This window comes from Actinomycetospora sp. NBC_00405 (genome assembly GCF_036044095.1).
GTDB lineage: Bacteria > Actinomycetota > Actinomycetes > Mycobacteriales > Pseudonocardiaceae > Actinomycetospora > Actinomycetospora callitridis.
Genome location: NZ_CP107938.1, coordinates 3,689,352 through 3,708,870, shown reverse-complemented (window position 1 = coordinate 3,708,870; position 19,519 = coordinate 3,689,352). Strand labels below are relative to the sequence as shown.

The following is a 19,519-nucleotide window of genomic DNA, read 5'->3' as shown; positions in this document are numbered from 1 at the left end:
TCCTTCGTGGCATCGAACGCAGTCGCCTGGGGAGCCGCGGTGTGCACAGGAGGTTCTCTCCTCCTCGGCGCCGCGGGACCAGCCAGGTGCGGAGATCGAACCGGACAGGGCCATGATCCCTCCGTGAGCAGCAACGCAGGCCCCGAGCGCGACTCCCAGTCCGTCGGGTCCGGGGAGGCTCCGGCGGACCTGTCCGTGGTCACGACGGGAGACGTGAGCTCCCGGGCCGGTCGGTGGCGGTGGCGGACGCCGGCGGTGCTGTACCGGTTGATCAGCACGCCCGCGCTGCGGGCGGTCCTGGGCTGGGACCTGCCCCGCTGGGACGTGCGGTGGGTCCCGGCGGGATCCGGCACCTGCCTCGAGGTCGGCAGCGGCGGCGGCTTCTACACCGGGCCGCTCGCGCGGCACCTTTCCCCGTCCGCAACGTTGCTCTCGTTGGAGCGCCACCACGGCAGCCTGACGGCCCTGCGGAGCCGGCTGGCCGACCGAGCGGGGCCCACCCTGCGCCAGGTGTGCGGCGACGGCACCCGCCTGCCGCTCGCGGCGGAGAGCGTGGACGTCGTGTTCCTCGGCTACTGCCTGGAGGAGATGCCCGATCCGTACCGTGCGGTCGCCGAGGCCCACCGCGTGCTGCGGTCCGGGGGCCGGCTGGTCGTGTTCCTGTGGCGCCCGGCGATCACCCGGCGACGGCGCGACCCCGTCCTCGCCCGCATGCACGAGCTCTTCGACATCGAGCGGGAGCGGTTCGGACCGCAGAACATCCGGTTGTGCCTCCGCCGGCCCGGCCTCGAGCCCGACCCCGCCCACGCCTCGCCGGTGGCCTCGACGGCCGGCAGAGCAGGACGGGGCTGATCCGGTCACCGGCGCAGCTCGGAGCTCGGTGAGCGGGCGGCAGCGGTGACCCTCGGGCTGGTGGCGGCGCTCGGGGTCGGGGGCGGCCTGGGGCTGCTGGGCGTGGACCCGGCGGGCGCCCTGGTCGCGGCCGTCGCCCTCGCGGCGGGCGCGCGGGACCGACAGATCGTGATCTTCGGGTTGGTCGTCCTCGTCGGCACCACCGTCTTCGGCGTCGTCCTCACGGTGGCCGTCGGGGAACGGCTCGCACGGCTCGACTGGGCCTCGGTGCTGCCGAGTGGGGCCCTGCGTGCCGGGCTCGAAGCGGGCGCGGCGCTGCTGCTGGCGGCGTGGGCCGTGACGCGCGTCGTGCGCGGGAGCACCTCCTCCGAGCCCCGGGTCATGGGAGCGGGGGCGACCGGAGCCGTCGTGGCGGGCGTGCTGTTCATCGGCACCGCCGCCACCGACCCGTCGTTCGCGGCCCTGATCGTGCTGGCGGGGCGGGAGGCGTCGCCGACCGGCGTCGTCGTCGCGAACGCCGTGTGGACGGTGGTCAGCCAGGCACCGCTGTTCGTGGTCGTCGTGGCGGTCCTCCGGGGACGACACCGGGCGGCGGTCGACACGCTGCAGAGCCTCCGCGAGCGGTGGGCGCCGCGCGTGCGGGTCCTCGTCACCGTCGCGCTCGGTCTCGGCGCGCTGGTGCTGCTGGTCGACGTGCTGAGCTGGGCCGCGGGCTCCTTCCTCATCGGTCGCTGACGCCCGATTCTCGGGGCCCGACCCCGACGCGCGGCGGGACGGAGAGGCCCAGCCTCGGGTCATGGACGACGGTCACGTGGTGGTGTGCGGAGCGGGAGTGGTCGGGCTCGCGCTGGCGACGATGCTGGCGGGAGAAGGCCGGTCGGTCACGGTGCTGGAGACCGACCCGGCGCCCGCGCCGAGCGGTGCCGACGCGGCGTGGTCGGGATGGTCCCGGCACGGGGTGGCGCAGTTCCGTCAGCCGCACGGCGTCTTCCCCCGGTTCCGTCAGGTCTGCGACGAGGCCATCCCGGGACTGACCGACGCGCTCCTCGCCGCTGGCTGCCGAGCTTTCGATCCCCTCGACACCGCCCCGCCGTCCCTCGGCGACCACGACTCCCGGCCCGGCGACGACCGGCTCCGGTGGGTCACCGGTCGTCGGCCCGTCATCGAGGCCGTGCTGGCGGCGCGGGCCGAGCAGCAGCCCGGGGTGACGGTCCGGCGCGGTGTCCGGGTCATCGGCCTCATCGAGGGAGCCCGCGCGGAGGACGGCGTGCCCCGCGTCGCCGGCGTGGTCACCGATGACGGGGAGCAGCTCCGGGCCGATCTCGTGGTCGACGCGATGGGGCGCCGCACGCCCTCGGACGCCTGGCTCGCGGACCTCGGCGCCGCCCCACCGCAGCGGACGGCCTCGGACAGTGGCTTCGCGTACTACACCCGCTACTTCTCCGGGCCGCTTCCCGCCTGGCGGACCGGGCTCCTCGTGCCGTACGGGACGGTCACGCTCCTGACGCTCCCGTCCGACAACGACACCTGGTCGGTGACCGTGTTCGCCGGCTCCCGCGACGCCCCGCTGAAGAACCTGCGCGACTCGGTCTGCTTCGATCGCGTGCTGCACGGATTCCCCCTGCAGGGGCACTGGGTCGACGCCGCGGCCCAGCCCGGCGTGGCGGTCATGGCCGGCGTGCTCGACCGCGTCCGCTCCCTCGTCGTGGACGGCGCGCCGGTCGTCACGGGCTTCACCGCCGTCGGGGACGCCTGGGCCTGTACGAACCCCTCCGCCGGGCGGGGCATCAGCATCGGGCTGATGCACGCCCGGGTGCTCCGCGACGCCCTCCGCGAGCACCCCGACGACCCGGCGGCCTTCGCCCGGGCGTTCCAGCGACGCACCGACGAGAGCGTCGCGCCCTACGTGCACAACCAGCTGCACGCCGACCGCGCCCGCGTCGCCGAGATGGACGCCCTGCGCCACGGCGAACCGGCGCCCGCCGCCGATCCCGACGTGGCCGCCTTCGGCGCGGCGGCGATGGAGGACCCCGAGGTCTTCCGGGCACTCCTCGAGGTCATCCTGTGCCTCGCCCTCCCGGGTGAGGTCCTCTCCCGGCCCCACATCGCCGAGGCCGTCGCGCGGCGGCGCGGAGAGGTGCCCGCACCGCCCCCCGGCCCCGACCGACCGGGTCTGTTGGCGCTGATCGCCGCGTGACGAGAGGACTCAGGCGGCGGAGTCGTCCGTGCTGCGGGTGGTGAGGACCTTGCCGTCGGTGAAGAGGACACCGTCGGCGCACCGGGCCTCGACCGCGCCGGCGCCGAACTGCTCGGCGTAGAGCTGGGCGTACAGCCCGCCGCGCGCCAGCAGCTCGTCGTGCGTGCCCTGCTCGACCAGGCGGCCGCGGTCGATCGCGAAGATCACGTCGGCGGCCAGGATCGTCGAGAGCCGGTGCGCGATCGCGATCGTCGTCCGCCCGGACATCACCGTCTCCAGGGCCTGCTGCACCAGGCGCTCGCTGGTGGTGTCGAGCGCGGAGGTGGCCTCGTCGAGCACCAGGATGCGCGGGTCGGCGAGGATCACCCGGGCGATCGCGATGCGTTGCTTCTCCCCGCCCGAGAGGCGGTAGCCGCGTTCCCCGACGACGGTGTCGTAGCCCTCGGCGAGGCCCTCGAGGTGCTCGGCGATGTTCGCGGCCCGGGCGGCGGCGCGGATCTGCTCGTCGGTGGCGTCCGGGGCGGCGTAGCGCAGGTTCTCGGCGACGGTCGCGTGGAACAGGTAGCTCTCCTGGGTCACCATCCCGACGAGGCCGGGCAGCGAGGCGAGGGTGAGGTCGCGGACGTCGGTGCCGTCGAGACGCACCGAGCCGGCGTCGACGTCGTAGAGCCGCGGCACCAGCGAGGACAGCGTGGTCTTGCCCGCCCCGCTCGGGCCGACGACCGCTGCGAGCTGACCGGGCTCGATGCGCAGCGAGAGGTCCTCGAGCGCCCACGGGCCCGGCTCGGACGGGCGCCCGGGCTCGGCGTCGACGGGGTAGCGGAACCAGACGTCGCGGAACTCGACCTCGCCACGCGCGTCCGCCTTCGCCAGGGGGCGCGCGTCGGGCCTGTCGCGCAGCTCCGGGACGAGGTCGAGGTACTCGAAGATGCGCCCGAAGAGCGCCAGCGACGTCTGCACGTCGAGCGACACCCGCAGCAGGTTGACGATCGGGAACAGCAGCCGCGTCTGCAGCGTGGTGAACGCGACGAGCGTGCCGGCGGAGATGCCGGCGTCGCCGCGGGCGGCGAGCAGGCCCGCCACCAGGTAGACCACGGCCGGGATGAGCGCGAAGAAGCCGGTGACGACGGCGAAGAAGGACTGGCCGCTCATCGTCTGGCGGATCTGCAGGGTGGTCTGGCGGTCGTTCTCCGAGCTGTACCGCGCGACCTCGTGCTCCTGGCGGCCGTACACCTTGGCCAGCAGGACGCCGGAGACCGACAGCGTCTCCTGGGTGATCGCGCTCATGTCCGACAGCGAGGACTGGGTGCGCGCCGCGATCTTCCGCCGCACCCGCCCGACCCGGATCTGCAGCAGGAGGAACACCGGCAGCAGCACGAACGCCACCAGCGACAGCTGCCACGACAGGGCGACCATCGCGATGACCGAGGCGACGACGGTGACGACGTTGCCGAGGATCGACGACGCTGTGTCGGTGACGACGGACTGGACGCCGCCCACGTCGTTGTCCAGCCGCGACTGGATGGACCCCGTGCGGGTGGAGGTGAAGAACCCGAGGTGCATCCGCTGCAGGTGGGCGAAGAGTCGGTCGCGCAGCGACTGCATGACGCGGTTGCCGAGCACGGTGGTCAGGTAGGTCTGGCCGATCCCGATCACCGCGGAGACGGCGGCGATCGCGATCATCGCGCCGACCAGGGCGCTCAGCAGCCCGATCCGGGGCCCTCCCGGAACGAAGAGGGCGTCGTCGAAGACGCGCTGGGTGAGGAACGGCGTGACCACGCCCAGCGCGGAGGTCACGAGGATGGCGAGCGCGATGAGCACCAGGCGCCCGCGGTAGGGGGCGAAGAGCGCGACCGCCCGCCGTCCGGTGGTGTCCTTGACCGAGGTCCCGGTCGGTGTCGAGGGCTCGGCGGTGGCCTCGTCCCGGCGCTGCGCCATCTGCCCTCATCTCCGGTCGGCGAACGTCACTCTGCACCTCGCACGGGGGCGGTGTCGAAACGAGGGTGGGTGCGTTCGTCGCCAGGGTGAGGGACCGGCACCGGGCCGGTCGCCCCGCCCGAGGGAGGCACCCCATGACCGCGACCTACACCTTCGACGTCTTCTCCAGCCTCGACGGCTACGGCTCCTACGGAGGCGACGGCGACTGGGGCGGCTACTGGGGCAAGCAGGGCCCCGAGCTGCTCGAGCACCGCCTGGCCTCGTTCGGGGGCGAGCACCGCATGGTGTTCGGTGCGACGACGTTCCGGCAGTTCGTGGCGATGCTGTCCGAGAGCACCGAGGAGTCCGAGGTGCGCGACCCGTGGGTCGACCGGATGCGCATCATGCCGATGACGGTGGTGTCCTCGACGCTGTCCGGCCCGCTCGACTGGCCGGACGCGACCGTCGTGGGCGGCGACGCCGTCGACGTCGTCCGGCGGCTCAAGGAGGAGTCCGACGTGCCGTTGCGCTCGCACGGCAGCCTGTCGCTGAACTGGGCGCTCATGGCCGCCGGCCTGGTCGATCGCCTCCAGATCACGGTCTTCCCCGTGATCACCGGGAGGACGGGGACCGACCCCGTCCTCGGCGGTGCGGACGACTTCGACCTCGAGCTGCTCGAGCGCCGGACGCTCGACGGCGACATCCAGGAGCTCGTCTACCGGCCCACGCTGCACCGGCCCGGGCGCTGACTCGGACCGGGTCGCTCAGGCGCCGCGGCTCCGGGCGAAGGCCTCGGGATCGGGAGCGGGGCGGTGCTCCCACCCGGAGTCACGGAGCTCGGAGAGCCACGTCTCGGACGCGATGACCGGCAGGATGCCGAGCCAGGTGTCGGTCATGCGCTCGAAGTAGGTGGGCGAGCCGACGATGGTCTCGGCGAACGCGTAGTGGCCGGACGCGGCCGCCACCACGAGTCGGCTCACGCGGTCGGGTTGGGTCTCGGGGCGCAGCAGGCCCTGCTCGAGCGCGGACCGCAGGCGCGCGGCCGTGCTCTGCGCCCAGTCGCCGTACCAGGCGCGTTGCCTGTCGGCGAACTCCGCGGCCCCGGCCATCGCCCGGCACCCACCCCGCACGACGATGTCGTGGGTCCACCGGCTGACGTAGGAGTCGGTCTCGACGAGGAGCGTCCGCAACGGGTCGAGGCCGCGATCCGCGATCATGCTGCGCACCACGTCCCAGGACTCGACGACCTCGTCCATGAGGACGGTGGCGAGCTGCTGCTTGGAACGGAAGTGGAAGTAGAGGGCGCCCTTGGTCCGCCCGGAGGCGGCGAGGATGTCCGAGAGCGAGGCCGCGTCGTAGCCGCGCTCGTCGAACACCCGCGCGGCCTCGACCAGCAGGGCCTGGCGGGTCGTCCGGCCCCGCTTCTGGGGCGACGAGCCGGAGTCGGACCACCCGGCGACCGGGACGTCCCACCAGGTCGCCACGCCCACGTTCATCGCGCTCACCCTCCCGCGGCTCCACCCGAGACCGCTGGAGGACCTGACGGTAGCGCTCCGCCGCGTCCGGTTCCTGGGGCATCGGTGGAGAGCAAGTGTCTCTCGGTGAGCGGTACCGCCCGGCCAGGAGGACCTACTCCACCTGTTCGGCCCAGCGGTCGCGGGAACGTTGCTACAGCGCGTCGCGCGCACCGTTTGACGCATCCGGGGTGCCCGGGAACATCCCCGGGCCCCGCACCGTCACAGCGGCATGGAACGCGTGATGCCGGCCCGGCCCGGCACGTGGGCACCCACGCCCCGCTGGGTGCCGCGGGCACCTGCGGGGCTGGCCGACCTCGGAGAGCTCGGCGAGCCCTGGGCGGCGAGCGCCTGGCACCATGCCGTGGCGATGGCGTGGGGGTGGAGGGGCGAGCCGACGGCGACGTCGGGCTGGGGCTACCCGCCGCCCACGGCGTACCTGCCGGTTCCGGCGCCGAGAGCGGCGCCCGTCCCGGTCCCGGCACCGCGCCGGGAACCGGTCCGGCAGACGGTGCCGCGCTGGCTCCCGACCCGGCCGATCGGGACCGCGCCCGCCTGAGGTCGCGCAGGTCAGAGCCTCGACGCCGCCCCCGACGGCGGCGTCGTGGCGGTCAGCGTCGGGGCGGGGGGTCGACCACGAGGAGCCCGACGGCGCGTCCGAGACCGAGCATGCCGAGCAGCTCGGTGCAGTCCTCGACGCCGGTGGCGTGGGACGCGACGACGCGGGCGGCGGTGCGCTGGTCGTTCTGGTGCGCGGCCTGCGCCACGTCGTGGGCGTCGGTCACGCGGTTCGCCGTGGGTGTGGACTTCGGTCCGGCTCTCACTGGGCACCGCCCTGGGCGATGGGCGAGGCCGTACCGGCGCTGCGGCGTGGTGACGTGACGGTCATGAGGCTCCCTCGGTGTCGGGCACCGGCGTGGTCGCGCCGAGGAGCTCGCTGCCCTTTCATCCGTCCCGAGAGGCGACATCCGGAGCTGTGCTCCGGGCCGGGTCAGCCAGGAGCTTACCCCGGGGTCACGCGGCGCTGATCTCCAGGCGGACGTGGGTGCCGTCGACGCCGGTCCAGAAGTGCAGCACGTCGCTGAGCTGCCGGGCGAGCCAGACGCCGCGTCCGCGGACCGAGCGGACGTCGGGGCGACGGAGCCCGGGCGTCGTGGTGGTCATGTGCCCGGCGTCGTGGACCTGGGCGACGACCCGGCCGGGCCGCGTCCACCAGGACAGCGTGCCGCGGCCGGGACCGTGCTCGATGCTGTTGCTCACCAGCTCGCCGATCGCGAGGACGAGCCCGTCGACCTGCTCGTCGCTCAGCCCGGCCTCCTCGCCGTGCCGCCGCGTCGCCGTCCGGACGCCGCGCAGGGCGGTGACGCCCTCGAACGTCGCGAGGTGGTTCGGCGGCCCGAGCGGCGGTGCGGGCGGGGCGGGGACGGACGCGAGGACCTGGTCCGGGGTGCGGTAGCGCGGGTTCGGGCTCGCGGAGGAGCCGTTGAAGAGCTCGGGATGGTTCCAGTACAGGTAGCGCTCGGTGTCCTCCGAGGCGCCGGCGGCGTCACACAGGCAGACCAGGGTCACCGGCAGGCCGGTCAGGGCGAGGTTGCAGCTCGCGTCGACGACGCTCCAGAAGTCGGGTGCCGACGAGCGCGGCCCGGGCCCGCCCACGGTGCTGCTGTCGCTGAGGACGAGGGCGGCGCGGCCGTCCGCCGTGAGCTCCCGGAGCCGGTCGGCCCGCCGCGAGGCCGTCGTCTGCCCGCTGTAGCTGTAGGGCTGCGCCGGCTCGCCGAAGACGACGTCGTCCGCCGCGCTCCCGAGCCGGCGTTCGAGGGCGCTGCGAGCGGGGTCGTCGACGGCGGCCCAGACGAGGTCGCCCCGCGTGAGCGCCTCGGTGAGCATCGGCTCCAGCGTCGCGACGAGGCCGTCGACGTCGTGGAAGAAGACCGCGAGGTGGCGGAAGGGGTCGGATGCCGTGCTCATGATGTCGGTTCCTCCCGGTCGAGGACCTCGAGACGGTCGGTGATCCCGAGCATGTCGAACATGCGCCGGGTCTGACCGTGTCCGAGACGCACCGCGAGGCGGCGGTTCTCGTCGTCGGCGACGCCCTGGGCCAGCAGCACCAGGCGCACCCCGCAGGAGTCGACGTACTCGAGCGCGGCGAGGTCGAGGACGAGCACCGCCGGGGCCTCCGCCTCGGCCGCGGACACCTCGTCCTGGGCGGTCGGCAGGGTGTCGTTGTCGAGCTCCCCGGACAGGGCGAGCTCCAGGCGTCCGTCGAGGGACGTGCGGGCCACCCGCACGACGGCGGCGTCCTCGCTCATGGCGCCGCCCGGATCACGAGGAGGGCGACGTCGTCGCGGAGCTTGCCGTCCTGGAACCCGGAGACCGCGTCGAGGACGCCGTCGGCGACGGTGTCGGCCGACGTGTCGGTGAAGGACGCGACGAGCGACGCCAGCCGCTCGGGCCCGAAGAACCCGTCGGGTCCGCGGGCCTCGGTGACGCCGTCGGTGTAGAGCAGCAGGGCGTCGCCGGGAGCGAGCCGGACGTCGGCCTCGACGAGCTCGGGATCGGGGTAGATGCCGACGAGCGTGCCGGGGACGTCGAGCCACTCGACGTCGTCACCGGAGCCGCCGCTCTTCGGCGGGGCGTGCCGCAGGACCACGCCCGGCGGGTGCCCGCCGTTGACGAGGGTGATCGTCACCCCGTCCGGATCGACGGTCAGGGCCCCGTGGACCATCGTCGCGAACCGGGCGCGGGAGCCGCCCTGGTTCCGCAGCATCGCGGCGTTGACCCGGCGCACGACGTCCGCGGGCCCGAACCCGTGACGCACCTCGGCCTGGACGGTGTGGCGGATGAGCGAGGTGAGCGCGGCGGCCTGTGGGCCCTTGCCGCAGACGTCGGCGACGGTGAGCGCCCAGCGCCCGCGCTCGGGGTCCTCGTGGACGTCGTAGAGGTCGCCGCCGACGTAGACGTCGGTGAGCTCCGGATCCGGCGGCCGGTAGCGCCCGGCGCACTCGACGCCCGGCACGTGGGGGAGCTCGCTGGGCAGCAGCGCCGTCTGGAGCGTGCGGGCGACCATGCGCTGCTGCTCGTAGAGGGCGGCGTTGTCGAGGGCGACCGCGGCGGTGGCGGCGAGTTGGCCCACGAACGTCAGGTCCGCCTCGGTGAAGCGCTCCCCGGACTCCGCGTGCACGAGTGTCAGGGCACCGAGGCTGCGCCCGCGCACCAGCAGCGGCACGACGATCGCCGACCGCAGGCCGATCGCCCGGAGCAGCTCGAGGTGCGTCTCGTCGCGGGCGGAGGCGACGAGCAGCTCGTCGGGCACGTCCTCCATGACCACGGGTACCCCGCTGCGGGCGACGTCGATGGCGCCGCCGGGGGCGTCCGGGTCCGGCGGGTAGCGCCGCTCGAGCTCCTCGATGAACGCGATCTTCGCGGGATCGAGGTGGGCGACGGTGACCCGCTCGACGCGCGACCCGCGGACGAGGTGCACCGCGGACCAGTCGGCGACGCCCTTGACGACGAGGTCGCCGAGCTGGCGCAGGCGCTCCTCCACCGACAGCGGCGCCTCCATCAGCCGGCTCGCCTGCGCGAGGAACGCCATGCGGTCCCGTTCGCGTTCGGCGGCGGCGCGGGCCTCGTGCTCGGCGGTGTAGAGCCGTGCGCGGTCGAGCGCCTGGGCGCACAGCGCGGCCGCGGCCATGAGGAACTCCCGCTCGGACGGGTCGAAGGCCCGGGGCTGGTAGAAGCTGAAGACCACGGCGCCGAGGTCGCGGTCCTCGACGAGCAACGGCAGACAGGCCGTGGCCTGGTGGCCCTCGGAGACCCCGATCGAGGCCATCTCCGGATAGCGCGCACGCCACTGCCCGGCGTCCTCCAGCCACACCGGTGTGCGCCCGAGGACGGCGTCCGACATCGGCCGCCCGCGCTGCAGCGGCACCCGGGTGAAGAGCAGGTGGGTGTCGCCCGGCCAGCCGTGGTGGTGCAGGGCCTCCATCACGTCGGAGCCCTCGGGGCGGCGGTAGGCGATGCAGGAGTCGGCCCCGATCAGCGCGGCCGCCGTGGTGGTGGTCAGGCGCCCGATCTCGGCGGGCGTCGCGGCGCGGGAGAGCTGCTCGGTCAGCTGCTGGAACCCGGCGGTCCGGGCGCGGGAGCGGTCGTCGTCGTCGGGGACCACGCGCAGCAGGAGCCCGGAGATGCGACCGGGACCGCCACCGAGGGGCGTGCAGCGGATGATGCGCCCTTCCTCGTGGGAGACCCGGCTCGCCTCGCCGGAGAGGTACGCGGTGTCGAGGGCGTCGACGAATCCCGGGAGCGCCTCGCGCATCGGCGTGTCGAGCCGGATCGAGCCCAGGACCTCGCGGCCGAGCGGGCTCAACGCCCCGAGGGCGTGGTCGTCGCCGGACGTCACGGCGAGCACGCCGGGAACTACGTGCAGTAGCTCTTCGGCGCCGATGTTCACCCGCAGGACCCTATAGCGGACGATGACCGGGGCACAGGGCCCTGATCGGTGACGAAGAGTGATCGTCACGTGGGCTCGGAAATTCCTCCCGTCCCGTGTCGATCGGCGCCCACGGCGTTCGACCCAGGGGTGAGAGGGTCCGACGGAGGCCCTGCCGACCAGGGGAGAGACCGATGAAGTACATGCTGATCATGCGGGCCACCGACGAGGCCTACGCGGCGATGGCGGATGTCGACATGACCGAGATGCTCGAACTCATGGGCCGGTTCAACGACGAGCTGATCCGGGCCGGCGTGCTGCTCGCCGCCGAGGGGCTCGACGACGCCTCGGACGGCGTGGTCGTCGACCACTCCTCCGAGCCGCCGGTGGTCAGCGACGGCCCCTACGGGGAGACGAAGGAGCTCTTCGGCGGCTTCTACCTCCTCAACGTGTCGTCCAAGGAGGAGGCCGTCGAGTGGGCGAAGCGCCTCCCGGGCGCCGGGAAGGGCTTCAAGACCGAGGTCCGTCGTGTCCCGACGATCGACGAGTTCCCGCAGGACAACGAGTGGATCCAGAGGGAGCGGGCGTGGCGCGAGGCCACGGGCCAGCTCTGAGCCCCGGACCCCGAGATGGACGACGCCACGAGCCGTGAGGCCGTCGCCGCCGTCTGGCGGATCGACTCCGCGCGGATCGTCGGTGCGCTCGCGCGCTACACGGGCGACTTCGCGCTGGCCGAGGACCTGGCCCAGGAGGCCCTGGCCGCGGCCCTCGTGACCTGGCCCCGCGACGGGGTGCCCGACAGCCCGGCGGCGTGGCTGCTCACGGCGGGGCGTCGCCGGGCGATCGACGCGTTCCGTCGCCGCTCGGCCCTCGACGACCGGTACGCCGCCCTCGCCCGCGACCTGGGGGAGGGCGGCGCGGTCGCGGGCGCGGCGCCCGCCGATCCGGGGGAGGTCGACGACGTGCTGTGGGACCCCGACCAGATCGACGACGACGTCCTCGCGCTGATCTTCGTCTCGTGCCACCCGCTGCTCTCGCGGGAGGCGCGGGTGGCGCTGACGCTGCGGGTGGTCGGCGGGCTCACGAGCGACGAGATCGCCCGCGCGTTCCTCGTCCCGACCGCCACCGTGCAGGCGAGGATCACGCGGGCGAAGAAGACGCTCGCGGCGGCCCGTGTGCCCTTCGGGGTGCCGCCGGCCGCCGAGCGCGTCGAGCGTCTCGGCACCGTGCTCAGCGTCATCTACCTGATCTTCACCGAGGGCTCCTCGGCCACCTCCGGCGACCAACTGGTGCGCCTCGACCTCGCGGGCGAGGCGCGGCGCCTCGCCCGCGTGCTGGCCCGGCTCGCGCCCGACGAGCCGGAGGTGCACGCGCTGGTGGCGCTGCTCGAGCTGACCGCGGCGCGCTTCCCCGCCCGGACCGACCCGGACGGCGAGCCGGTGCTGCTCGAGCACCAGGACCGGCGTCGCTGGGACCGGGCCGCGATCGGGCGGGGGCGGGCGGCGCTCGCGCAGGCGGAGGCGGCCGGGCGGGGCCTCGGCTACTACGGCTTGCAGGCCGCGATCGCGGAGTGCCACGCGGTGGCGGCGTCGGTCGACGAGACGAACTGGCCGCGCGTCGTGCTGCTCTACGAGGCCCTCGGACGGCTGGCGCCGTCCCCGGTGATCGAGCTGAACAGGGCGGTCGCGGTGTCCATGGCCGAGGGGCCGCAGGCGGCGCTGCCGATCGTCGACGAGCTCGTGAGCGCCGCGGCCCTCGCCGGCTCGCACCTGCTCCCGAGCGTCCGCGGTGAGCTGCTCACCCGCCTGGGACGCCACGACGGCGCGCGCCGGGAGCTGGCGCGCGCCGTCGAGCTGTGCGGCAACGAGCGTGAGCGGACGCTGCTGCGCCGCAAGCTCGCGGACCTGGAGTGACCCGTCAGACCTCTTCCACCGATCGGGTCGGGGTCTCCCGCCGCGCCGGCTCGCGGGTGGCGAACAGCATCAGCAGGGCGCCGATCGCGGCGAGCGCGCTCATGACCACGAAGCCGCTGGTGAACGTCCCGGTGGACGACACGATGAACCCCATGACGGCGGGCGCGACGATGCCGGCGAGCGCGAACGCGGCGTCGGCGAACCCGGCGGCGCTGCCGGGCTGACCCGGCTCCGCGTCGATCGAGGCGACCCACCAGATGCCGCCGGTGACGAAACCGAAGCCGACGCCGAGCGAGATGAAGACCAGCGCGACCGTCAGCGTCGGGTCGACGAACACCGGGATCAGCGAGGCGCCGGAGAGCAGCAGCGCGCAGCCCATGATCGTGAAGCGGCTGCGGATGCTCTGCGTGCGGCGGTAGACCCGGTCGACGAGGAAACCGCCGACCAGGGCGCCGACGACACCGGCGGCCCAGGGTGCGATCGAGAACGCGCCGACGGCCTTGATGGACAGGCCGTAGGAGGTGGAGAGGAACTGGGGCAGCCAGTACATGAAGCCCCAGAACATGAAGCCCCAGGAGAAGTAGCCGACCGCGACGATCCAGAGGTTGCGGTTGGTGAGCAGCGAGCGCCAGTCGACGCCGCCGGAGCGGTTCTCCGACTCCTCGATGTCCTGGCCGGCGGCGATGAACGCGCGCTCGGCCTCGTTGACCCGCGGCGACTCGGACGGGGTGTTGCGCAGCAGGCCGATGGCGACGGCGGCCCAGGCGATGCCGAGCACGGCCATGACCCAGAACATCCCGCGCCAGCCGACCACGCCGATGAGGTTGGTGAGGACGGGGCCGGCGATGAGCAGGCTGCCCGAGACCGCGACGCCGCCGATGAGGGCGAGCGCGAAGCCGCGCTCGGCGCGGGGCAGCCACCGGCTCACCGTGCGGGTGGCCGCCGGGAAGGCGGGCGCCTCCCCGGCGCCGAGGATGATCCGGATCAGCAGGAGGCCGACGAAGCCGCCCGCGAGCGGGACGAGCGCCGTGGCGATCGAGAAGATCGTGATGGCGACGAGCAGGACCTTCCGTGGCCCGTACTTGTCGACCAGCGGGCCGGACAGGAACGCGAAGACCATGTAGCCGATCGCGAAGGCGCTGGAGATGATGCCGTACTGCGCGGTGGAGATCCCGAATTCCTGCTGCAGCGGCTGGACCGCGTAGGAGACCGCCGACCGGTCGATGTAGTTGATGACGATGAGGACGACGATCAGAACGATCGTCGCCCACCGGAATCGGGTCTGCATCAGCGCACCTGTCGGTCGGGAATCGGCACCGGAATTGTTCCGCTTAGAGGAACGCTCCCGTCGTTACTCGTCCATCGAGGCTCCCAAGGCCGATGTTGCTGGTCAAGAGGCCAGTGCATGGTCGAGAGAACCGGTTCGCGCTTTGTTCCCCTGGCGGGAACGATGATCAGAGAAGTGCGCCCGTCCGGTCCATGAGATCGGCGACGCGACGGCCGCCGCGCAGTTCCCGCACGGCGTCGACGACGGCGGGGACGTCCTGCTCCGGCACCGAGCGCACGGCGTTCGTGCGGAACTTCTCGGCGACCTCGTCGTCGCCCAACGGCCGGTCGGGACCGCCCCGGTTGGCGACGATCCGCTCGGTCACCGACTCGCCGGAGTCGAGGCGCGCGGTGAGCACGGCGGGGAACTGGTGCGGGAAGATGGCGGTCGATTCCTCGTCGGCCACGCAGCGCACGCGTCCCGCGAGCGCGAGCCGGGCCGGGTCGGCCGCGGCGGTGTCGGTGAAGTCGTCGTGCGAGAGGCCGAGCCCGCCGCCGCCGAGCAGCGCGGCGGCCACGGTGTAGGGCCCGCTGAAGGCCGCGTGGTACCCGGATCGGGGCGCCGCCTTCTCCTCGGCGGGCTCGGCGATCGTGCGCAGGACGGGGGCGGGCGCGCCGAGCGTCAGCTCGACGACCCGCTCGGCGGTGATGCCGTCGGACCGCATCCGCAGCGCCGCGTCGATACCGGCGTGGGTGAAGTGGTTGCAGGGGTAGGGCTTGGTGAACACCCGCAGGGTCTCCCAGTGCTCGCCGAGATCGTCGGTGACGCGCTCGACGTGGGTGCGCTCGCCGCAGAAGGCGCGCAGGAACCCGAACCGGCCCTCGAGCACGGTCGGCGGGCCGGTGAGGCCGTGCCGCGCGAGGTCGGCCGCGGCGACACCCGCGTGGGCGGCCCAGCCGCAGTGCACCCGCTTCACGGTGCCGCCGGTGCGGTTGGCCTCGATGATGCCGGCGCCGGTGCTCGCGGCGATGCCGATCGCCGAGGTCAGACCCTCGGCGTCCAGCCCGCGCAGCATCCCGACGGCCACGGCCGCCCCGACGGCGCCGCAGATCGCGGTCGCGTGCTGGCCGTGCTCGAAGAAGACCGAGTTGCCCAGCTCCTCGTCGTAGCCCGCCATCCCGAGGCGGCAGGTCAGCTCGACCCCGACGGCCGCGGCGTCGAGGTAGGCGGTGCCGGACGCGCCGACGGCCTCGGCGGCGGCGAGCGCCGCGGGCAGGACCGCCGCCGACGGGTGCAGCACCGACGGCAGGTGGGTGTCGTCGAAGTCGAGGCTGTGGGCCAGCGTGCCGTTGACCAGCGCCGCCGACGGCGCGGGCAGGCGCCGGCCGTCGGCCAGCGACGTCGCGGCCGGCGTCCCACCCCACTCGGCGACGACGGCGGCGGTGACCCGCGCCGGCTCGGCGTCGCGGGCGGCGAGGCAGTTGCCGAGCAGGTCGGCGGTGCGCGCGACGAGGTCGTCGCGCAGCGCGTCGGGGGCTCCGTGCGCGGCGGTGCGGGCGGCGAAGGCGGCGAACTGCTGCGCGGGAGTGCCGGCCGGGCTCATGCCGCGACCACCGCCACGGGACGCACCGGCGACCCGGTGCCGCCGACGATGCGCAGCGGGGTGAGCACGAAGAGGAACTCGGTGAGCCCCTGCGCCGCGGCCTCCTCGAGCGCGAGGTGCTCGACGATGTGGATGCCGTGCTCGACGAGCAGGATCCGGTGCACGGGCAGCACGCGGTGCCCGTCGCCGGCCGGGATCTGCTCGAACGCGGTGGTGTCGGCGCCGGCGGCCACCACGCGGCGCTCGGCGAGCCACCGGGCGCCGTCCTCGGTGACCCCGGGGACGCCGGTGTCGTGCCCGAGGTAGGACGCGGCGTCGTCGAACCGGCGCGCCCACCCGGTGCGCACCAGCGCGACGTCGCCCGGACCGGGCTCCGCGCCGGCGCGGTCGGCGGCCGCGGCCAGGTCGTCGGCGGTGACGCCCTCGCCGGGGCCGAGCGCGTCGACCCCGCGCACGGCGGGGATGTCGAGCAGCACGCCGCGGGTGATCATCGCCGGGATGTGCTCGGCGCCGTGCTCGGTGTGCCGCCCGCCCTTCTGGGCGGCCTCGGCGTCGATCCCGCCGTGCAGGCAGCCGTCCTGGCTGACGTGGGAGAGCGCGTCGACGTGGGTGCCGACGTGCCCGCCGGTCACGACGATCTCGTTGGACGCGGAGCCGCCGTCGGGGCGGACCATGTCGCCGTGGCGCCGGATCAGGGTCATCCGGAACCCGGGGTGGTTCGGCGAGCACGGCATGCCGGTGAACAGCGGCTGCCCCAGCTCGACGGTGCGGGTGCCCGCGGTGACGGCGTCGATCAGGGCACGCGTGCCCGTGGCGGTCGTCATCGGTCCTCCTCAGTGAGGGTGTCGGGGAGGGTGTCGGGGAGGGTGTCGGCCTGCTGGAGCACGCGGTGGGCGCCGGCGACGACGGCGGGGTCGACGAAGCGGCCCCGCGCGTCGACCCACGCGCTCTCCCCGCGGCCGGTGGCGTCGGTGAGCGAGCCGAGCAGCGCCCGGGCGTCGGTCACCTCGTCGGCGCTCGGCGTGAACGCCCGGTGCACGGGCTCGACCTGCTTCGGGTGGATCACCGAGCGGCCGAAGAAGCCCTGGTCGCGGGCGTCGCGGCTGTCGCGCTCGAGCCCGTCCGGGTCGGCGAGGTCGGTCCAGACGCTGGTGATCGGGGCGGCGATCCCGGCGGCCCGGCACGCGACGACGACGCGCTGGCGCGCCCACGCCAGCGCGTCCGGGCGCCGGACACCGAGGTCCGCGGCGAGGTCGGCCTCGCCCAGCGACACGGCGACCACCGACGGGTGCGCCGTGGCCAGCGCGTACGCCTGCTCGACGCCGAGGGCGGTCTCCAGCAGCAGGTGCAGCGGCAGGCCCAGGCGCTGCGCGAGCCCCGCGACCGCGTCCGGGTTGCCGGCCTTGGGCACGCGCACGCCGTCGAGGTCGGTGCCGGCCAGGGCGGCGAGGTCGTCGGCGGACCAGGGGGTGCCGACGGCGTTGACCCGCACCCACAGGGGCTTGGTTCGCGGCACGGTCGCGGCCCGCACCGCGGCGTCGCGCGCGGACTCCTTCGCCTCGGCGGGCACGGCGTCCTCGAGGTCGAGCACCACGGCGTCGGCGGGCCCGGAGAGGGCCTTGTCCAGCAGCTCCGGGCGGTGCGCGGGTACGTAGAGCCAGCTCCGCGCGCGCCCCGGGCCCGTCACAGGGCGCCTGCCGCCCGCAGCTCCGCGAGCCGGTCGGCGTCGATCCCGTGGCGGGCGAGCACCTCCGCGGTGTGCTCGCCGAGGCGCGGGCCGGCGGTCCGGACGCGGCCCGGGGTCTCGGAGAGCCGGAACGGCACGTTCTGGAACCGGATCGGTCCGAGCTCGTCGTCGTCGACGGTGACGACGCTGCCGAGTGCGGCGTACTGCGGGTCGGCGAGGACGTCGGCGGCGGTGTAGATCGGGGCGACGGCGGCCTCGGCCTTCTCGAACGCGGCGACGACCTCGTCGCGGTCGCGCTCGGCGATCCACGCGCCGACGGCGTCGTCGAGCTCGTCGGCGTGCTGCGCGCGCTCGGCGCCGGTGGCGAACCACGGCTCGTCGATCAGCTCGGGACGGCCCACCAGCCGCATCACCCGCTCCGCGATCGACTGCGCGCTGGTGGACACCGCGACCCAGCGGCCGTCGGCGCACTCGTAGGTGTTGCGCGGGGCGTTGTTGGACGAGCGGTTGCCGTGGCGGGGCTGCAGCTCGCCGAGCTGGTCGTAGGCGATGAGCTGGGGGCCGAGCACGGTGAGCAGCGGCTCGATGATTGCCATGTCGAGCACCTGGCCGCGCCCGGTCTGCTCGCGGGCCCGCAGCGCGGTCATGATCCCGAACGCCGTGGTGAGCGCGGCGACGCCGTCGGCGAGACCGAAGGGTGGCAGCGTCGGCGGGCCGTCGGGCTCGCCGGTGATGGCCGCGAAGCCGCTCATGGCCTCCGCGAGCGTGCCGAAGCCCGGCCGCGAGGAGTACGGCCCGAACTGGCCGAAGCCGGTGACCCGCGCGAGCACGAGCCCGGGGTTCGCCCGGTGCAGCACCTCCGGCCCGATGCCCCAGCGCTCGAGCGTCCCGGGCCGGAAGTTCTCGATCACCACGTCGGCGTCGGCGGCCAGGGTGCGGAAGACCTCCTGCCCCTCCGGCGACGAGAGGTTCAGCGTGATCGCCTGCTTGTTGCGGCCGAGCATCTTCCACCAGAGGCCGACGCCGTCGCGCCGCGCGCCGTGGGTGCGCGACGGGTCGCCGCGCGGGTGCTCGATCTTGATCACGTCGGCGCCGTGGTCGCCCAGCATCGTGGCGGCGAGCGGCCCGGCGAAGAGGGTGGCGACGTCGAGGACCTTCAGTCCGTCCAGAGCGCCATCGGTCATGGGGTGTCCGTCCTTCCTGCTGCGCTACCGACCGGGGTGCGGCCCGGGTCGGCCCCGAGGCGCCGGGAGATCTGGGCGGCGACGGCCACGACCCGCGGGCCGAGCTCGGTCGCGACGGCGTCGGTCATCCGGTAGCGCGGGCCGCACACCGAGATGGCCCCGAGGACGTCGCCGCCGACGCCGAAGACGGGCGCGGCCACCGAGCCGGCGTCGGCCTGGCGCTCACCGGCCGAGACGGCCCAGCCGCGGGCGGCGATGTCGTCGAGCTCGGCGCGCAGGGCCACCGGGTCGACCGGGGTGTGCGGCGTGAGCGACTCGAGCCCCGCGGCGAGCACCTCGTCGCGGTGCTCGGCGTCGAGATGGGCGAGCATGCACTTGCCGGAGCTGCCCGCGTGCAACGGGAACCGGCGGCCCAGCTCGACGGTCATCTTGATCTCGTGCAGGCCCACGACCTGGTCGAGGTAGACGCGCCCGTGCGGCACCGGCGTGCTCAGCGTGGCCGTCTCGCGGGTCTCGTCGCGCAGCCGGCGCAGCAACGGCAGGGCCGCCGAGCGCAGGTCCGACTCGCGCAGCGCCCGGGCCCCGAGCGCGGCGACGGACGGGCCCAGCCGGTACTCCCGGCTGACCGGGTCGAGCACGACCATGTCGCGGCCGGCCAACGACTGCAGGATGCGGTGCACCACCGCCTTGCTCAGCCCGAGCTCCCGCGCGATCCGCGTGACCCCGAGCGTCGACGGCCCCTCCACGAACAGCAGCAGCACGTCCGCCACGCGCGAGGTCGACTCCGTCCCGCCTCCGGGCTCGGCCATGTCGCCATCCTCCGTACCGTTGGACGGAACGTAGCGTCGCCGTGCTGCGCGCCGGATGTCAAGCCGGACGTGCTGCTCTTGTCCTCATCGCGTCGAGCTGCTGTCATGCGACGGGAGAACTCCGCGAGACTGTTTCTCTGGACGGAA

General features: G+C 74.3%; 19 protein-coding genes. 7 read left to right on the top strand and 12 right to left on the bottom strand.

What is annotated here, in order from left to right; translation table 11 throughout:
- Positions 1–123: 123 nt before the first annotated feature.
- The 3 genes from OG774_RS18305 to OG774_RS18295 all read left to right on the top strand — a co-directional run bounded on the left by OG774_RS18305 (position 124) and on the right by OG774_RS18295 (position 3,049).
- Positions 124–852, top strand: a complete 729-nt coding sequence (locus tag OG774_RS18305) for a class I SAM-dependent methyltransferase (RefSeq protein ID WP_328303028.1) — start codon at positions 124–126, stop codon at positions 850–852.
- Positions 853–897: 45 nt separating this feature from the next.
- Positions 898–1,587 carry a hypothetical protein gene (locus OG774_RS18300; RefSeq protein ID WP_328303026.1) on the top strand — a complete coding sequence of 230 codons (690 nt, stop codon included), beginning with the start codon at positions 898–900 and terminating at the stop codon, positions 1,585–1,587.
- Positions 1,588–1,648: 61 nt separating this feature from the next.
- Positions 1,649–3,049, top strand: a complete 1,401-nt coding sequence (locus OG774_RS18295) for an NAD(P)/FAD-dependent oxidoreductase (RefSeq protein WP_328303024.1) — start codon at positions 1,649–1,651, stop codon at positions 3,047–3,049.
- Between the two features lie 9 nt (positions 3,050–3,058).
- Here the strand turns inward: OG774_RS18295 and OG774_RS18290 are convergent, their stop codons facing one another.
- Positions 3,059–4,987 (bottom strand): ABC transporter ATP-binding protein, encoded by a 1,929-nt coding sequence (locus tag OG774_RS18290; RefSeq protein ID WP_328303022.1) that lies wholly within the window; start codon positions 4,985–4,987, stop codon positions 3,059–3,061.
- 134 nt (positions 4,988–5,121) lie between these two features.
- Between OG774_RS18290 and OG774_RS18285 the strand changes: the two genes are divergently transcribed.
- On the top strand, positions 5,122–5,715 hold the full coding sequence (locus OG774_RS18285; protein WP_328303020.1) for a dihydrofolate reductase family protein: 594 nt from the start codon (positions 5,122–5,124) through the stop codon (positions 5,713–5,715).
- A 15-nt stretch (positions 5,716–5,730) separates the two neighbouring features.
- Here the strand turns inward: OG774_RS18285 and OG774_RS18280 are convergent, their stop codons facing one another.
- Positions 5,731–6,462: a TetR/AcrR family transcriptional regulator gene (locus OG774_RS18280; RefSeq protein WP_328311014.1), complete on the bottom strand. Its 732-nt coding sequence runs from the start codon at positions 6,460–6,462 to the stop codon at positions 5,731–5,733.
- Between the two features lie 250 nt (positions 6,463–6,712).
- Between OG774_RS18280 and OG774_RS18275 the strand changes: the two genes are divergently transcribed.
- On the top strand, positions 6,713–7,039 hold the full coding sequence (locus OG774_RS18275; RefSeq protein WP_328303018.1) for a hypothetical protein: 327 nt from the start codon (positions 6,713–6,715) through the stop codon (positions 7,037–7,039).
- Between the two features lie 52 nt (positions 7,040–7,091).
- On the opposite strand, the gene OG774_RS18270 is transcribed toward OG774_RS18275, so the two are convergent.
- From OG774_RS18270 to OG774_RS18255, 4 genes are all read right to left on the bottom strand, one after another.
- Complete coding sequence (locus OG774_RS18270; protein ID WP_328303016.1) at positions 7,092–7,265, bottom strand: hypothetical protein; 174 nt, start codon at positions 7,263–7,265, stop codon at positions 7,092–7,094.
- A gap of 229 nt (positions 7,266–7,494) precedes the next feature.
- Positions 7,495–8,448, bottom strand: a complete 954-nt coding sequence (locus OG774_RS18265; protein ID WP_328303014.1) for an ATP-binding protein — start codon at positions 8,446–8,448, stop codon at positions 7,495–7,497.
- Positions 8,445–8,789, bottom strand: a complete 345-nt coding sequence (locus OG774_RS18260; protein WP_328303012.1) for an STAS domain-containing protein — start codon at positions 8,787–8,789, stop codon at positions 8,445–8,447. Before OG774_RS18260 ends, OG774_RS18265 begins: the two co-directional genes overlap by 4 nt.
- Positions 8,786–10,888, bottom strand: a complete 2,103-nt coding sequence (locus tag OG774_RS18255) for a GAF domain-containing SpoIIE family protein phosphatase (protein ID WP_328303010.1) — start codon at positions 10,886–10,888, stop codon at positions 8,786–8,788. The genes OG774_RS18260 and OG774_RS18255 overlap by 4 nt, the downstream gene beginning before the upstream one ends.
- A 215-nt stretch (positions 10,889–11,103) precedes the next feature.
- On the opposite strand from OG774_RS18255, the gene OG774_RS18250 reads away from it, so the two are divergent.
- Both OG774_RS18250 and OG774_RS18245 read left to right on the top strand, forming a co-directional pair.
- Positions 11,104–11,523, top strand: coding sequence for a YciI family protein (locus tag OG774_RS18250; protein ID WP_328303008.1), 420 nt, complete (start codon positions 11,104–11,106; stop codon positions 11,521–11,523).
- 15 nt (positions 11,524–11,538) lie between these two features.
- The gene (locus OG774_RS18245) at positions 11,539–12,822 is read left to right on the top strand and encodes an RNA polymerase sigma factor (RefSeq protein ID WP_328303006.1); all 1,284 of its coding nucleotides are present in this window, start codon (positions 11,539–11,541) and stop codon (positions 12,820–12,822) included.
- Between the two features lie 4 nt (positions 12,823–12,826).
- On the opposite strand, the gene OG774_RS18240 is transcribed toward OG774_RS18245, so the two are convergent.
- The 6 genes from OG774_RS18240 to OG774_RS18215 all read right to left on the bottom strand — a co-directional run bounded on the left by OG774_RS18240 (position 12,827) and on the right by OG774_RS18215 (position 19,372).
- Positions 12,827–14,110, bottom strand: coding sequence for an MFS transporter (locus OG774_RS18240; RefSeq protein WP_328303004.1), 1,284 nt, complete (start codon positions 14,108–14,110; stop codon positions 12,827–12,829).
- A 166-nt stretch (positions 14,111–14,276) separates the two neighbouring features.
- Entirely contained in the window at positions 14,277–15,692 is a 1,416-nt protein-coding gene (locus OG774_RS18235) for an MmgE/PrpD family protein (protein ID WP_328303001.1), read from the bottom strand.
- The gene (locus OG774_RS18230) at positions 15,689–16,516 is read right to left on the bottom strand and encodes a cyclase family protein (protein WP_328302999.1); all 828 of its coding nucleotides are present in this window, start codon (positions 16,514–16,516) and stop codon (positions 15,689–15,691) included. The genes OG774_RS18235 and OG774_RS18230 overlap by 4 nt, the downstream gene beginning before the upstream one ends.
- On the bottom strand, positions 16,513–17,379 hold the full coding sequence (locus OG774_RS18225; RefSeq protein WP_328302997.1) for an HpcH/HpaI aldolase/citrate lyase family protein: 867 nt from the start codon (positions 17,377–17,379) through the stop codon (positions 16,513–16,515). The genes OG774_RS18230 and OG774_RS18225 overlap by 4 nt, the downstream gene beginning before the upstream one ends.
- Positions 17,376–18,563 (bottom strand): CaiB/BaiF CoA transferase family protein, encoded by a 1,188-nt coding sequence (locus OG774_RS18220; RefSeq protein ID WP_328302994.1) that lies wholly within the window; start codon positions 18,561–18,563, stop codon positions 17,376–17,378. The genes OG774_RS18225 and OG774_RS18220 overlap by 4 nt, the downstream gene beginning before the upstream one ends.
- The gene (locus tag OG774_RS18215) at positions 18,560–19,372 is read right to left on the bottom strand and encodes an IclR family transcriptional regulator (RefSeq protein WP_328302992.1); all 813 of its coding nucleotides are present in this window, start codon (positions 19,370–19,372) and stop codon (positions 18,560–18,562) included. The genes OG774_RS18220 and OG774_RS18215 overlap by 4 nt, the downstream gene beginning before the upstream one ends.
- Between the last annotated feature and the right edge of the window lie 147 nt (positions 19,373–19,519).